Origin of the sequence: Flavobacterium arsenatis (assembly GCF_031456785.1) — a bacterium.
In the GTDB taxonomy this organism is placed as follows: domain Bacteria; phylum Bacteroidota; class Bacteroidia; order Flavobacteriales; family Flavobacteriaceae; genus Flavobacterium; species Flavobacterium arsenatis.
On the sequence record NZ_JAVDVI010000009.1, the window covers coordinates 29,874 to 44,418 of the forward strand.

Here is a 14,545-nt window from a genome sequence, read left to right on the forward strand (position 1 = left end):
ATCATTATGTTTTATTGAGTAAATAACGAATCGAATCTTCCTTCTGTTATATGGATAGTTTGATTTGTTATTGGATTTATAACTTGGAAATTAAATGTTCCGGATACAATAAAGTTGTCTAAATCTAACTTTGTTATGTTTAATGTGCCGGGAAGAAGTGCAGTTGTACTGACATTTAAAAAGCTATTTTTCATAAAAACTAAACCAGATATGGAAAAATCTTCGTAGTTTTTTAATTCATACATTCCGCCTTCCTCCAGTTGAATCTTACTTGAATATAGTGTAATTTCATCGATATCATCAACTATATCATTGGCAGTAATGTGAAAATAATATTCACCATCTACAAACTGATAAAAACAGTTAAATGAGCCACTTTTATCAATAAAAGGTTTGCCGTTTACTTTGCAAGCAAAAATTCCTGCACCTGTTTGTGTTGCTGGAGGTAGTGCTTGTGTTGTAGTATTGTCGTCTTTGTCGCAACCAAAAGCGATTGCTAGTAGAAGTAGTAGGATGGCTTTTTTCATAGTATGAATTTTGGTAAAGGTAAATTAAGGCTGAGTAAATGTGGGAAATATTTTTATTATTAAAGGTAAGGGAAAATTAGTATTTCGCTATTTTAGTGTCAGTTAGTGTATTGCATATCAAAGCGTCCTTCAGTAATCTCTATAATCTCACCTGTGCTTAATTCTTTTGCTTTAAAATTAAAAGTCCCTGAAATAATAAAATTTACAGGATCAAATCTTGTAATTACTAGATTGCCAGGTTGCTGAGAAAACGAAGAGCCATCAAAAATAAATCCAGCTGCTTTTCTGTATTCTCCAAAATAATTACCAGAAATAAACTCCTTTAGAGTGTAGCTGTTTACTGTCATTATAGGCATATCAAGACATCCAATGTTTATTGATTTAAGTTCAGTTCCACCACCAGTTGCAGCATTTATACCTAAAGTATAAGCACCACCAACAAACTGGTAAAAAGCATTTGGAGCGTTGCTGCCGAATTTTGGTGGTACAAACGCTTTACCATCAATTAGACACCCGAATGTTTGTGCTCCAGTTTGTGTAGCGGTTGGTAGCTGGTCTACGGGGTTACCGGGATTGTTGTCATCGTCTTTGTCACATCCGAAGGTGAGTGCTAGGAGTAGTAGTAGGATTGTTTTCTTCATAAACTATATTTAAGTAAAGGAAATTAGGAATTTTAAATGTAGGAAAATATTTTATTATTGGATGTTAAGTGAAAACTATTTAAAAATGAATATCACATTTAATGGCTGAAAATTAAGTAGTTGATGTTTTTTTAAGTCAATTTATTAGTGTTTTAATAAATAATTTAAAAATATAAAAGTATTTTGTTTGTTTTTTGTTTAATAATTTTTTAGTTTAGTTAAATATTTATTTATAAAAACAATTCTAAAAACAAAATGCTATGGAAAGAATTCAGGAAGCAAAATTAAGTTCTTATTTGGTAACGGCTGATGGTTTGCACGATGCACCACAGGAAATCAAGGACAAGATTCCGAAGTTTGGTGACTATGAGAAGGCCCTTGATGAAAAGATTGAGGCGATCATGGAGCAACGTGAGATTCAGGAACGCGACAGCAAGGGAACTACCGCCAACAAGTATCGGCTTAAGGATACTTTGATTTTGTCGGCCTTAGAGGTTTCGCGAAAGGTTAGGGCTTTTGCGATTGAAGAGGAGAATGAGGAGCTGGAACATTTGGTTGATTACAGCAAATCGGATTTGGAGCGTAGTGCGGATACGGTTTTGAGGGATAAGTGTATGGTGATTCATGATGCGGGTGTTGAGTATCTGGACAAGATGGTTGCTTATGGTTTGAAGAAACCGATGTTGGAAACGTTGGTGAAAGATATTGAAAGCTATAAGGCTGTGATTCCGAAACCGAGGGAGAAGGTGGTGACTAAAAAGGATGCTACGGCGGAATTGGCGGTTTTATTTTCTGACACGGACAAGTTGCTAAAAAAAATGGACAAGGTTTTTGAGATGGTGAGGGCGGATCATTTTGATTTTTATCGCAACTACAAAAATAACCGATTGCTGACGGATCCGGGTTATAGAAAATTATCTGTGATGGGGAAAGTAAAGGATGAAGCAGGCAATCCTGTTGCGAATGTGGTGATTGAGGCGGCAGAAGCGAAGGTTCAGGTTTTTACGGGTGTTGAAGGTCATTTTAGAATCAAGACGCTGGAGGCTGGAACGTATGATTTTATGTTTAAGAAGAAAGGATTTTTGGAACAGCTGGTTCGTGTGGATGTGAATGATGGTGAACGAACAGAAGTGGATGTTGTTTTGAAAAAGTAATTTAGGAAGAGCCGGGGTTTTTAAATTCCAAAAAGCAAAAGAAAAATTCCAAAAAGCAAATAAGCTTCAAATATCAATCTTTTAAATTCCAAATCTTTTCGAAGTCTGGAAAGGTTTGAAAAATTGAGATTTTAAGAATTGGAATTTGTTTATATTTTATAATTTGTGATTTGGAATTTAAAGAAGACCCCGTCTTGTTTAAAAAACTAGACGGGGTTTTCTTTAACTAACTCCAATGTATAACCTTAAAACATTCCTCCGCCACCTTGCTTGGTGTTGTCGTCGCGGTATTTTCTTTGCAACGCCCTGTTTTTTCCGCCACCAAACATGTAGTTGATTCCGAAATAAACCGAGTGGCTTTCCCAAGTAAATTGTCCACGGCTCGGATAAGGATTTCTAGAATCAAAACCATATTTCATCTGGTCGAAGATGTCGTTGAAACGAATACTGATCGACATCTTGTTGTTTAAAAGCGAATATCTTCCTCCAGCATCAATCTTATACATTTCTTTGCTGTCGTTTTGAATTCCGTCAACTCCGCCTCTGTAGAATCCGAACAAAAGGAAGCTCAAGCGTTTATTCACCTTGAAATTACTGTTCAAACGGGCATTGAAAGCGGCAACATCAACTTCTCTTTCTACGAAATCAAATTCATCTACCGTTCCTTCTCTCAAAACCGAAACCAATCCTTTTTGGGAAATATTAGAATAGTCGATGGCAGGCTGGATGTCCCACCATTTTGCAATTTTATAATTCGCAGACAATTCAAAACCAAAAGCGGTATTGTTGTCGAAATTGTCCCAGCTCATGATCAAATCGTTAGGGTTTTCTGTTGTTTCGTCATTATACAAGACACGATTGATTTCATTGTCAATCACTCGGTAGAAAACTCCAGAAGTAAAAGAAGAACCTTTTCCGAACATTTTGGTATAATTTACCTCTACCGAATTCGTGAACTGTGGTTCCAATTCAGCGTTTCCTAAACCTGTAACCAAAGGCGTCGAGAACTCCCTGATTGGTTTCGTTTGCTCCAAACTTGGTCGGTCAACACGACGGCTGTAGCTCAATTGGAACATGTTTTTCTCGTTCAAGTTATACGTCAAATAAGCCGATGGATAAAGCGTCAAGTAATCGTCTTCGAAAGTGGTTTGACCTTTATTTAAATTGGCTTTCGCCTTATAACTCTCAAAACGGGCACCAACTTGGTAGCTGAACTTTTCAAATCGCTGACCAAAAGTGGCATAAGCCGAATAGATGTCAATATCATACGTATAATTTGAAAGACGATTTTCAACAGGAAGTAGAAGATTTCCAGTAGTATAATCGTTTGAACTTCTAACGATTCTGGATTCGGCACCAAGTTCAAGCGTTGTTTTCTCGTTCAACGGATTCACATAATCCAAATTCAATGTTGTGTTTTCTCTTTTATCAATGATTTTATCGCTAAAAATAATGCGTTCGTCTAAAGTTCCCGGATTTCCAATTTCAAAAGTCGAAGTATCAAAATTTGCATTCTGGGTTTGTTTATAATCGTTGAAGTTCCCTTCAAAATCCAAGGTATGCCCGTCTTTTGCAAACAAATGCTTGTAGGCCAAGTTATAAGCACCACTTCGGTTATTGGTCAGATAGTTACCCAATTGCAATACGTTTGGTTCATCATTGTTCAAATAACGAATGTCTGTATTCACATTTCCGTCGCCATCTATACCGTTTTGGTTGGTATAAAACGACACTGTGTTTTTATCGTTGATGTAAAAGTCCATCCCGATTTTATACAAATAGGATTCGTTATCATTGACGATATCTAATATTTGTTGCGAATTATTGTCGAAACGCTCAATAAAACCTTCATTGAAATTTTCACCAAAATTACTTCCAACATTCCCGAAAAAATTCACTTTTCCAGTTCGGTAGTTCATGTCTAGCGAGTTGTTGAATTTTGGCGTTTCCCCAAAAGTGATTCCAGCATTAAGGCTTCCGTTGAAACCGTCATTGGCATTTTTGTGCAAGACAATATTGATGATGCCCGACATTCCTTCCGGATTGTATTTCGCACTCGGATTGGTAATCAGTTCGATTTTCTTGATCGAAGTTGATGGAATTTGTTTCAGCAATTGAGCAGGATCCACATTCGTAGGTCGTCCGTCCACCAAAACACGAACGTTTTGATTTCCTCTCAAGGAGATTTTTCCGTCCTGATCTATATTCACGGATGGAATGTTGTTCATGATTTCCGATGCAGTAGCTCCGGCAGTCGTCAAATCGCGACCCACATTAATCACCCTTCTGTCGATTTTTTGCTCTACAGTCGAACGTTCCTGAACAATTTCAACACCTTGAAGCTGGGTAGCTTCTTCTAATAAAGTAATTTTAGGAAAGGAAATGCTTTTTTGATTGGTCAGATCGGCCTTTGTGCTAAAAGTGTTGTATCCGATGAATTGCACTTCAACCGTATAATTTTTTAAGGCTAGGTTTTTAATTTGAAAATCGCCATTATCATCTGTAATTCCTCCAGTGATAACCGCTTCGCCTTCTTTTATAGCAACAGTGGCATAAGAAATTGGCGCATTTTTTTGATCCACAACTTTTCCTGAAATTGTTCCTGCATTTTGGGCATGCATAGAAAACAGTGTCCCAAAAAGGAACAGGAAGAGCAACTTAATTCTCATAACGTTTGTTTTTTGATTGATGATTGATGTTTAACTTCAATGAAAATATCATTCAAGTTCTCTAATAGACTCCCGTTTTTGGATTATGTTACATTTATTTTTTAAAAAAAGATAAATTTTAGATTATTATAAATGAAAAACAACCCATAACCCTTGATAATAAAAGTAGTAGGGTTATGGATTGCTTATAAAAAAAAGTTCAACAAATCTTAATGTCCCGGTTCGTAAATGAGTCGTAAAAAAGAACTAAAGCGTTCGTTTTCGCGACTAATCGGAATTCCTGTTACAATTCCTATAAGGATATTTTCAGCAACACTAACTCTCATTTGCGGTCGGATGGTCATATCAAAATCAGTTTTGGTAACCTCTTTATTGAATTCAATTCCAATAAAATTTCGTGTTCCAGGAATCATATAGTGAAAATTGCTGTTGATTTGCCAAGAAGTGAACGAGCTGTTGTCGTGAAAATGATGCTGGATTGCAGGTCCTGTATAAAGAAGTGTATGGATGTTGTTTCCCCAACGTTTTGCTGCTACAAAAAAAGGATTGTAAATGTTTCCCGTAAACAATTTTGCATTGCCATAGCTGCTAAAATCGGTCAATTCAAATTCATGAATGTATCCAATTGCCAAAGAAGTTTTGCATTTTTCCGAAACAAAAAAGGAATATTGGGCTGCCAATTTCAGTCCATTTAATTTACTTGCAGGTGTATTTGCATTTTTATTGGAAGGATAAAAAGTGAAAGGAAGTTCCACTTCAAGGCCCAAACGATCGATTGGAGCCCATTCATATTCAACCAAAGCCAAATATTCATCATAGTTGTTGTTGTCTGTTAGTCCGAAACCAACATTCCATTCCTTTTCTCCTTTTCGAGCTCCTAAATCACGAATCAAATCGATGTACAAAGGTTCAGCATGCAATACTTTTGCTGGGCCTTTTCTGTCTTGAATTTCTTCGATATAAAGGCTGTCGATGGTGGTTTTTTCTTCTTTTCCAGTTTGGGCTGTCGTCAAATTGACGCTCATGAACGTCATTAATAGAGTGAAATAAAGCGTTCTTGAAAGTATATTTTTCATTGATGTTTTGATAATTTGTTAAACCAAGAGCTTGTTGTCTTTCCTGTTTTGGAAAACAACAAAGCATAAAAAAACGCGATAACAAATTAAATCTCGGGTGGAGGAGAGTGAATCTCAAAATAGGTTTGCAAACGGGATGATTTACTAAAACCTATGTTTTTTGAAGTTGAAGCAACTTGAAAGTTCTTCAGCTCTAAAGCACAATTTGGAAGGATAAAGAAATCAGCTATTGATGTTTTTTTTAAGGTCGAATGGTTTTCAGCATCCGAATCATCCATTTCAGGTATGGCATTTTCAAATCCCAAGACCTTTTCGATAATTAATTCCGCCACACTTTCCTGATGGTTGATGCTCAAATTTTTCTTAGCACCATTTCGATAGAGGTCGCTCGTGTCAATACTGCAATTGAGGATGTAGAGTGCCAAAAAAGCACAAACTAAACGTAAATAGTTACTATTTCTCAAAGATTTTATCACGCGTCAAAAGTAGAAATTTTTATTGTGAAGAGGTTTGTTATTAGCGTTTCATTAAGACAAAAATCCGTTTTAAAAATAATGAGAGATATTGTGAATTTTGATACTTCAAATTAACGAATTCCAATTATCTTTGCACTCTTAAAAAAAAGAATATTATGTCGCTAATTCAAACACTTACCCCGGAAATCCAGAAAGCAATTCAGGTTGTATTTGATACAACTATTGAAAAAATCGAATTTCAGGCAACACGTAGGGAATTTGAAGGCGATATCACAATGGTGCTTTTTCCGTTATTGAAGCAAATCAAGAGCAATCCGGTGGAGTTGGGAAATAAAATCGGAACTTATCTTGTTGAAAATGTAGAAGAAGTAAAAGCTTTTAACGTTGTTTCAGGTTTCTTGAACATCGTGATTTCAGATGCTTATTATTTGAATTTTTTCAATGCGATTAAAGAAGATAAAAACTTCGGGTTTGTCTCTCCAAAAGAAGATGAGAAGGCGGTAATGGTTGAATATTCTTCACCAAACACCAACAAGCCTTTGCATTTGGGTCACGTTCGAAACAATCTTTTGGGTTATTCGGTTGCCGAAATCATCAAGGCTTCGGGAAAAAAAGTATATAAGACACAAATCATCAACGATAGAGGAATTCATATCTGCAAATCGATGCTGGCTTGGGAGAAATTCGGAAACGGAGAAACTCCAAGTAAAGATTTGAAAGGCGATAAATTAGTGGGTAAGTATTATGTTGCTTTTGATAAGGAATATAAAAACCAAATCAATGAATTAATCGCTCAAGGCAAAACCGAAGAAGAAGCTAAAAAGCAAGCTCCGATTATTTTGGAAGCCCAACAAATGCTTTTGGATTGGGAAGCCGGAAAACCAGAAGTTATTTCCCTTTGGAAAAAAATGAACCAATGGGTATATGATGGTTTCGCTTCCACTTATAAAAATATGGGAGTTGATTTTGATTCTTATTATTACGAAAGCAATACCTATTTATTAGGAAAAGACGTTGTTCAAATCGGACTGGAAAAAGGCATTTTCGAGAAAGACCCAGATGGTTCGGTTTGGATTGATTTGACCGATGAAGGTTTGGATAGAAAAATCGTGCTTCGTTCAGACGGAACAGCGGTTTATATGACACAGGATATCGGAACAGCTATCCAACGTGTGAAGGATTTTCCAGATGTTGGCGGAATGGTGTATACGGTTGGAAACGAACAAGATTATCACTTCAAAGTGTTGTTCTTGATCTTGAAAAAACTAGGATTCGACTGGTCTAAAAACTTGTTCCATCTTTCCTACGGAATGGTAGATTTGCCTTCCGGAAAGATGAAAAGCCGTGAAGGAACGGTTGTAGATGCAGATGATTTGATGAACGAGATGACTGAAACAGCCAAGACTATTTCGGAAGAATTAGGAAAGTTGGACGATTATTCAGACGAAGAAAAAGCAAAATTATACAACACGATTGGGCTTGGAGCCTTGAAATATTACATCCTAAAAGTAGATCCTAAAAAACGAATCTTGTTTAACCCTGAAGAATCTGTGGATTTTCAAGGAAATACAGGACCGTTTATTCAATATACGTATGCCAGAATCCAATCGATTATCCGTAAAGCTAATTTCGAATTCAATGACGTAACATTTTCAACATCAGAAGTAAACCTGCACGAAAAGGAAAAAGAATTGATCAAGCAATTGGAATTGTATCCAGAAGTAATCCAGAATGCCGCTCAAAACCACAGTCCGGCTTTGATTGCGAATTATACCTATGATTTGGTTAAGGAATACAACTCTTTCTATCAAATGGTGCCGATTTTAGGTTCGGATAATTTGACGGAGAAAACATTCAGAGTACAATTGTCTCAAAAAGTAGCCGATACTATTGCTTCTGCATTTGGTTTGTTGGGGATTTCGGTTCCGGAAAGAATGTAATTCAAATGCAAGTAAATCGTCAATTTTGTCATTCCGACGAAGGAGGAATCTCAACACGAGAAAGTAAGTGCTAAGCCAGAATTAAAAAAGAAACAATCAGAATATACAAGTATGAAAATGAAGCTGTGGAGTTACTAAAAATAATACGAAGCATTATTGTCACAAGTAAAGCAAACTCATAATTCATAACTCATAATTTATAACTTTCTAAGTGGAATCAACTAAATCCTATTTCCTTCAATCCTTCCTAATTGTGCTTCTCTCGGCAATTTTCTTTTTAGGTGTAAAAAAAGTTTTACCTAAAAGATTGTTTTCCGAAAAACCAGGAGCCACAAAAAACGTATTAATTGACAGCATGTTGATTGATGCTTTTGAAGCCGAAAAGGAAACCTCAAAGGCCGATATTGGCGATACGTTGGCGAATCAACCCATTGTTTATTATGAAACAAACGGCGTTACTTTTCCGGAAGAAAATTATGAAAATTACAAGGGAAACCAATATTTGATTGCATTTTACGAAAAATTATACCAATTGGAAACCGCCCAAAAAGGAAACGTTCGAATTGCCTATTTTGGCGATTCTATGACCGATGGCGATATGATTGTGCAGGATTTCAGAAGCTACTTTCAAGAAAATTTTGGAGGATCCGGAGTTGGTTTTGTGGCAATAACTTCGGAATCGGCAGGGTCAAGAAGTTCAATCGAGCATCAATTTTCGGGCAATTGGAAAACACAATCCTATTTGAACATAAAATATCCCAGAAGACCTTTTGGAGTGAACGGTCATGTGTTTTTTGCCAATGATACAGCAAAAGTGGAATGGGTGAAATACAAGGCTGGAAGATTCAAATTCACTTCACAGCTCGACAATCCGACGTTATTCTACGGAAGTGCAAAAAATAAAAATGGCGAGATCCGATATACGATTGGGAAAGATACACTCCATAAAAAACTGCTTCCAAATAATATTTTAAACACGCTAACACTTTCAAAATTACCTTTAAAAAATTTGAAAGTCGATTTTATTAAAGCCGATTCAATTCCAATATACGGATTTAATTTTGACGATGGAAAAGGCGTTCACGTTGATAATTTCTCGCAAAGGGGAAATTCTGGAATCCCGATCTCCAAGTTTGATGTAGCGACAATGAGGGCTTTCCAAGAGAAGTTGGATTACGATCTAATCATTCTTCACTACGGAACCAACGTCTTGAATTACGGAACTAAAGATTATACCTGGTACGATAAAAGCATGACCCGAACCGTTAACCGACTGAAGGAATGCTTCCCAGGAGTTTCAATTTTGATTGTTTCCACTGCCGATAAATCTTCGAAATATGAAACAGAAATGAAAACCGATTCGGCCGTTGTTCCCTTGACAAATGCCCAAAAAAGATATGCCGTTAAGACAAAATCAAGCTACGTGAATCTTTATACCTTGATGGGTGGCGATGGTTCGATGGTGAAATGGACAGAGGAGGAACCGGTTATGGCCAATAAAGATTATACCCATTTCAACTTTCGAGGAGCGAAAAAAATTGCCGGACTTTTGTACGAACAGTTGAACGATGGCTACAAACAATATAAAGAGTTAAGAAAAAAACGAAAAGAACCAGAAAAAGAAAAAGAGAAATCTATTTTGGATACTCTTTTCCAAAATAGCGAGGAGGAAGAAAATGCAAATTAATCGGATTTATATATTTTTTTGGTTGCTTTTTGCTTATGTAAGTCAGGGCCAAACCATCGATTCTTCTTATGTAGAAATCGATTCGGTTTCAATTGATACGATAGAAGTTGATATTCCAAATAACGGCATTATCAACTCGAATGCAATCCGTAAATTCTATCAAAAACTGGCAAATCTGGAGGGCGACACCACTTCACAAAAAGTAAACATTGTTCATATTGGCGATTCACACATCCAAGCCGATTTGATGACCAACGTTGTCCGTGAAAAACTGCAGGATACTTTTGGAAACGGAGGTCGAGGTTTGATTTTTCCACATAATTTAGCTCGTACAAATGGTTCTTGGGATGTGAAGTTTTCATCGAACGAAAGTTGGAACAACCATAGAATTGTTTCTCCTGTAAACGGAAGCAACGTTGGTTTGAGTGGGATTTTACTGTCTTCCCGAAATGACGATTTTGCCATCGAAGTAAATGCCAAAGAAGCCGATAATTTTTTCAATCTAATAAAAATTGTCACGCCAAATAATGAAAATATGTTCCAAGTTGCAACCGCCAAAAAGACAATTGTTTTAGAATCGGATGTGCCAAAAAGCATTACCCACAAGATAAAAAATGGTGAGGCTTTATCGATAATTGCCGACAAATACAATGTTTCGGTTTCCGAAATTAAAAGAGCAAATGGTTTAAAAAGCAACAACATCCGAGCTGGAAAAACGCTTAAAATTCCAACCAACCAAATGCAGAAGCGTTCGATTTCGCGTTCAGAATTTATTCCTTTGGAAATGATGGCTGATGACAATTCCCATTTTTACAGAAGTGAAGAAACATTGGAAAAAATTTACCTGATCCCGAACAAGGAGCAAAAGCAATTCGAATTGAATGGCGTTGTTTTGGAAAACGACAAATCGGGAATTTTATACCACAACATCGGTGTCAATGGTGCTAAACTTTCGGATTATAATAAATATCCCATGTTTTTCGAGCAATTGAAATCCTTGCAACCCGATTTGATTGTGGTTTCTCTGGGAACAAATGAATCGTTCGACCACATGAAATCTCAGGATTATATGCAACAATTGGATGTTTTTATCCAAAGTGTAAAAGCCCAGAATCCAAATGCCGAAATCCTGGTTGCAACACCGCCACCATCTTTATTCAAACGAAAATATCCGAATACATTTTGTGCAGATTATGCCCAAAAAACAATTGAGAAAGCCGAAGAATCCAACTATGCCGTTTGGGATATGTATTCGCAATTAGGCGGATTGTATGGAGTTGCAAAAAACGCAAAAAAAGGATTGATTGGTAGCGATAGGGTGCATTATACCAAAGCAGGATATGTAAAACAAGGCGAATTATTGGCTGAAGCTCTATTAAACGCTTTTCAAAATTATAAAATTACTAAAGAGTGATACTTTTATCCCAAATGCCAAATTGGTTCACCGAAATTTTTGGAACGGTTTCAAGGGAAACCGTCCAAGGTTGGTTTACCTTCAATCCAAAGGAACCGATATTATTCAATTCAGCCTTGTTTTTGGGGATGTTCCTGATATTTTATCCGCTTTATATCTTAACCACAAAAGCCAGAACATTTACATTAAGGAACATCTATGTATTGGCTTTTTCGCTGTTTTTCTATTACAAATCCAGCGGATCCTATTTTGCATTGCTCGTTTTCACTTGTATTGTAGATTATAATTTGGGCAAGCTTCTCTACCAGGAAACAATCCAGAGCTACCGAAAATTCTATCTGATTTTAAGCGTCATCCTGAACCTTTCTTTTCTTGGCTATTTCAAATACACCAATTTCCTGATTGACAATTACAACGGAATTTTTGACAGTAATCTTGCTTTTCATGACATCATTCTTCCTGTTGGAATTTCGTTCTACACTTTTCAATCCATGAGCTACATCATCGATATTTACAGGAAGGAAATTGAACCAACCCGAAACATCATCGATTATATGTTTTTCGTGTCCTTTTTTCCGCAACTTGTGGCTGGACCCATCGTTCGGGCTTCGGAGTTTATTCCGCAAATATATTCCAAACTAAAGCTCTCTCGGGAAGATGTCAATAAAGCCTTATTCCTCATCATTGGCGGACTCATTAAAAAAGCCGTTATTTCAGATTATATTTCCATCAATTTTGTAGATCGTGTTTTCGATTCGCCAAATACCTACACTGCTTTCGAAAATTTAATGGCTTCCTATGGCTATGCGATTCAGATTTATTGTGATTTTTCGGGCTATTCCGATATGGCCATTGGTCTTGCCTTATTGATGGGATTCAAGCTTTCGGTCAACTTTAGAACACCATATAAATCGGCATCCATCACCGAGTTTTGGAGAAGATGGCACATTTCACTTTCAACCTGGCTTCGCGATTACCTCTATATTTCCCTTGGCGGAAACCGAAAAGGGAAAATCAGGATGTATTTCAATCTTTTTATCACCATGTTGCTTGGTGGATTGTGGCATGGAGCTTCGTGGAAGTTCGTCATTTGGGGTGTTCTCCACGGTTTGGCTTTAGTAGTCGAGCGTTTCTTTAAGGACTACATCAAATTACCGAAGAACAAAGTCACATGGTTCATCAGCGTTATTCTGACGTTCCATTTCGTGGTTTTCTGCTGGATTTTCTTCCGTGCAAAAGATTTCAAGACCGCTTTTGAAGTCATCCAAAACATCGGAAAACTACAATTCCATTTCAACGAATGGCTCACGATTATTCAAGGATATCAAAACGTATTTATCGTAATGGCGATAGGTTTTGCATGGCATTTCCTTCCAGAAAGATTAATAGGATTCATGAAAATGTCGTTTGATAAGATGCCGATTGTAATCAAGGCATTGATCTTGGCACTCACATTTTGGGTGGTGTATGCAACTTCCACTAGTGGACCACAGCCGTTTATTTATTTTCAGTTTTAATAGTAGGAGCGAAACTTTCGGGCTCAAAATGAAACCATGTTCCCGCTTTCCTTCCAAATCTTTTCTTTTTTTAAAGAAAAAAAAGAAAAGGATTTTCCCTCCAATCGGGGCTATATAAAAATCTATTCGCCTTTTGGAAACTTGGGAAGCGTTCGGATGTATAGATTTTCGACCTTCGTTCTGGCCCAATCCGTTTTCCGCAAGAAAGTCAAGCTCGATTTTACACTCGGATTCTCCGTAAAGCATTTGATTTTTATCAACTCACCCAAAGTGTCAAATCCATAATAATCGACTAATTGCTCCATCATTTTTTGAAGCGTAATGCCGTGAAGCGGATTGTTTTTTTGCTGATTTTCCATACTGCAAATGTAACGAATTCAAAATTTAATTAAATTTATATAAAATTAAAACAATGAAAAAAATCTGTATCATCCTCATGGGATTATTCTTTCAAAGTATGAATGCACAATCAGAAACAACCATCTATCTAATACGTCATGCCGAAAAAGCTGATAGCTCACCAAATACAGCACTTTCAGCCGAAGGAAAAGAACGTGCCGAGAATTGGGCAATTTTCTTCAAAGACACACCAATAGATTTTTTCTACAGCACTTCTTATTTGCGAACCGAAAGTACGTGTTTGCCAATAGCAGTTTCCAAGCAAAAACAAATCATATCCTACAATCCCAAAGAAATTAATTTAAAAAAAATGATTGCCGAAAATCAAGGAAAAACTATTCTGATAGTCGGACACAGCAATACAATTCCAAAACACATCAACCAGCTCTTGGACGAAGAGAAATACCCAGAAATTCCAGAGTCTGAATTTGGGAACTTATATACTATCAAAATTAAAAATGGAGTCATTTCACATACTTTGACCAAACCATAAAAGTTCTTCAGGAGCGTCAAAATGATTTGGTAAGTATTTTTCTTTCTGAATTGTGGTTTTAGCAATTAGTCACTACATTTGCAACCCTATGCTAAAAACGGTCAACATATTAAATAAAAGAGCCCGATTCGATTACGAAATAATCGAAACCTATACTGCTGGAATTGTTTTGGCTGGAACCGAAATAAAATCTATCAGGATGGGAAAAGCCAATATAACGGAAAGCTTTTGCGAATTCAGTAATAATGAGCTTTTCGCCATCAATACTTATATTGAAGAATATGCTTTCGGAAATCAATTCAACCACAAATCCAGAAGCGAGAGGAAATTACTTTTGAATAAAAGAGAACTCAAAAGCTTGGCAAAAAGTGTCCAAGCAAAAGGCTTGACAATTGTTCCACTAAAGCTTTTCACTAACGAAAAAGGAATGGCAAAGCTAGAGATTGGTTTGGTCCGAGGTAAAAAAACTTATGATAAAAGAGAATCACTAAAAGAACAAGATACGAAAAGAGATATTGAACGAATTAAAAAAGCTTTTTAGGAAAAAGTTTT

General features: G+C 36.5%; 13 protein-coding genes. 7 read left to right on the top strand and 6 right to left on the bottom strand.

Annotated features, from left to right (window positions below; all coding sequences use genetic code 11):
- Positions 1 to 11: 11 nt before the first annotated feature.
- Together J2X31_RS11015 and J2X31_RS11020 are read right to left on the bottom strand one after the other, a co-directional pair.
- A complete protein-coding gene (locus J2X31_RS11015; protein WP_310026746.1) occupies positions 12 to 527 on the bottom strand; it encodes a Riean_0653 family protein in 516 nt (171 codons plus the stop codon).
- Between the two features lie 98 nt (positions 528 to 625).
- Complete coding sequence (locus tag J2X31_RS11020; RefSeq protein WP_310026748.1) at positions 626 to 1,168, bottom strand: Riean_0653 family protein; 543 nt, start codon at positions 1,166 to 1,168, stop codon at positions 626 to 628.
- 260 nt (positions 1,169 to 1,428) lie between these two features.
- On the opposite strand from J2X31_RS11020, the gene J2X31_RS11025 reads away from it, so the two are divergent.
- Complete coding sequence (locus J2X31_RS11025; protein ID WP_310026750.1) at positions 1,429 to 2,322, top strand: carboxypeptidase-like regulatory domain-containing protein; 894 nt, start codon at positions 1,429 to 1,431, stop codon at positions 2,320 to 2,322.
- Between the two features lie 245 nt (positions 2,323 to 2,567).
- Here the strand turns inward: J2X31_RS11025 and J2X31_RS11030 are convergent, their stop codons facing one another.
- The 3 genes from J2X31_RS11030 to J2X31_RS11040 all read right to left on the bottom strand — a co-directional run bounded on the left by J2X31_RS11030 (position 2,568) and on the right by J2X31_RS11040 (position 6,531).
- Positions 2,568 to 4,991: a TonB-dependent receptor gene (locus tag J2X31_RS11030; protein WP_310026752.1), complete on the bottom strand. Its 2,424-nt coding sequence runs from the start codon at positions 4,989 to 4,991 to the stop codon at positions 2,568 to 2,570.
- Positions 4,992 to 5,200: 209 nt separating this feature from the next.
- Complete coding sequence (locus tag J2X31_RS11035; protein ID WP_310026896.1) at positions 5,201 to 6,016, bottom strand: HAEPLYID family protein; 816 nt, start codon at positions 6,014 to 6,016, stop codon at positions 5,201 to 5,203.
- A gap of 137 nt (positions 6,017 to 6,153) precedes the next feature.
- Positions 6,154 to 6,531, bottom strand: coding sequence for a hypothetical protein (locus J2X31_RS11040; RefSeq protein ID WP_310026754.1), 378 nt, complete (start codon positions 6,529 to 6,531; stop codon positions 6,154 to 6,156).
- Positions 6,532 to 6,698: 167 nt separating this feature from the next.
- Here J2X31_RS11040 and argS point away from each other — a divergent pair, with 167 nt between their 5' ends.
- From argS to J2X31_RS11060, 4 genes are all read left to right on the top strand, one after another.
- Positions 6,699 to 8,483 carry an arginine--tRNA ligase gene (gene argS, locus J2X31_RS11045; RefSeq protein WP_310026755.1) on the top strand — a complete coding sequence of 595 codons (1,785 nt, stop codon included), beginning with the start codon at positions 6,699 to 6,701 and terminating at the stop codon, positions 8,481 to 8,483.
- A gap of 211 nt (positions 8,484 to 8,694) precedes the next feature.
- Positions 8,695 to 10,170, top strand: coding sequence for an SGNH/GDSL hydrolase family protein (locus J2X31_RS11050; protein WP_310026756.1), 1,476 nt, complete (start codon positions 8,695 to 8,697; stop codon positions 10,168 to 10,170).
- Positions 10,160 to 11,584 carry a GDSL-type esterase/lipase family protein gene (locus J2X31_RS11055; RefSeq protein ID WP_310026757.1) on the top strand — a complete coding sequence of 475 codons (1,425 nt, stop codon included), beginning with the start codon at positions 10,160 to 10,162 and terminating at the stop codon, positions 11,582 to 11,584. The genes J2X31_RS11050 and J2X31_RS11055 overlap by 11 nt, the downstream gene beginning before the upstream one ends.
- A 14-nt stretch (positions 11,585 to 11,598) precedes the next feature.
- Positions 11,599 to 13,101, top strand: coding sequence for an MBOAT family O-acyltransferase (locus tag J2X31_RS11060; protein ID WP_310026759.1), 1,503 nt, complete (start codon positions 11,599 to 11,601; stop codon positions 13,099 to 13,101).
- 122 nt (positions 13,102 to 13,223) lie between these two features.
- Here J2X31_RS11060 and J2X31_RS11065 read toward each other — a convergent pair whose 3' ends face one another.
- Positions 13,224 to 13,460: a VF530 family protein gene (locus tag J2X31_RS11065; RefSeq protein ID WP_310026761.1), complete on the bottom strand. Its 237-nt coding sequence runs from the start codon at positions 13,458 to 13,460 to the stop codon at positions 13,224 to 13,226.
- A 53-nt stretch (positions 13,461 to 13,513) separates the two neighbouring features.
- Between J2X31_RS11065 and J2X31_RS11070 the strand changes: the two genes are divergently transcribed.
- Entirely contained in the window at positions 13,514 to 13,993 is a 480-nt protein-coding gene (locus J2X31_RS11070; RefSeq protein ID WP_310026763.1) for a SixA phosphatase family protein, read from the top strand.
- Positions 13,994 to 14,081: 88 nt separating this feature from the next.
- Positions 14,082 to 14,534 (top strand): SsrA-binding protein SmpB, encoded by a 453-nt coding sequence (gene smpB, locus J2X31_RS11075; protein WP_310026764.1) that lies wholly within the window; start codon positions 14,082 to 14,084, stop codon positions 14,532 to 14,534.
- The last annotated feature ends 11 nt before the right edge of the window (positions 14,535 to 14,545 follow it).

Coding starts and splice junctions, on each gene's coding strand:
- smpB (WP_310026764.1), top strand. CDS start 14,082: ATGCTAAAAACGGTCAACATATTAAATAAAAGAGCCCGATTCGATTAC.
- J2X31_RS11060 (WP_310026759.1), top strand. CDS start 11,599: ATGCCAAATTGGTTCACCGAAATTTTTGGAACGGTTTCAAGGGAAACC.
- J2X31_RS11020 (WP_310026748.1), bottom strand. CDS start 1,168: ATGAAGAAAACAATCCTACTACTACTCCTAGCACTCACCTTCGGATGT.
- J2X31_RS11015 (WP_310026746.1), bottom strand. CDS start 527: ATGAAAAAAGCCATCCTACTACTTCTACTAGCAATCGCTTTTGGTTGC.
- J2X31_RS11065 (WP_310026761.1), bottom strand. CDS start 13,460: ATGGAAAATCAGCAAAAAAACAATCCGCTTCACGGCATTACGCTTCAA.
- J2X31_RS11030 (WP_310026752.1), bottom strand. CDS start 4,991: ATGAGAATTAAGTTGCTCTTCCTGTTCCTTTTTGGGACACTGTTTTCT.
- J2X31_RS11055 (WP_310026757.1), top strand. CDS start 10,160: ATGCAAATTAATCGGATTTATATATTTTTTTGGTTGCTTTTTGCTTAT.
- J2X31_RS11035 (WP_310026896.1), bottom strand. CDS start 6,016: ATGAGCGTCAATTTGACGACAGCCCAAACTGGAAAAGAAGAAAAAACC.
- J2X31_RS11070 (WP_310026763.1), top strand. CDS start 13,514: ATGAAAAAAATCTGTATCATCCTCATGGGATTATTCTTTCAAAGTATG.
- argS (WP_310026755.1), top strand. CDS start 6,699: ATGTCGCTAATTCAAACACTTACCCCGGAAATCCAGAAAGCAATTCAG.
- J2X31_RS11025 (WP_310026750.1), top strand. CDS start 1,429: ATGGAAAGAATTCAGGAAGCAAAATTAAGTTCTTATTTGGTAACGGCT.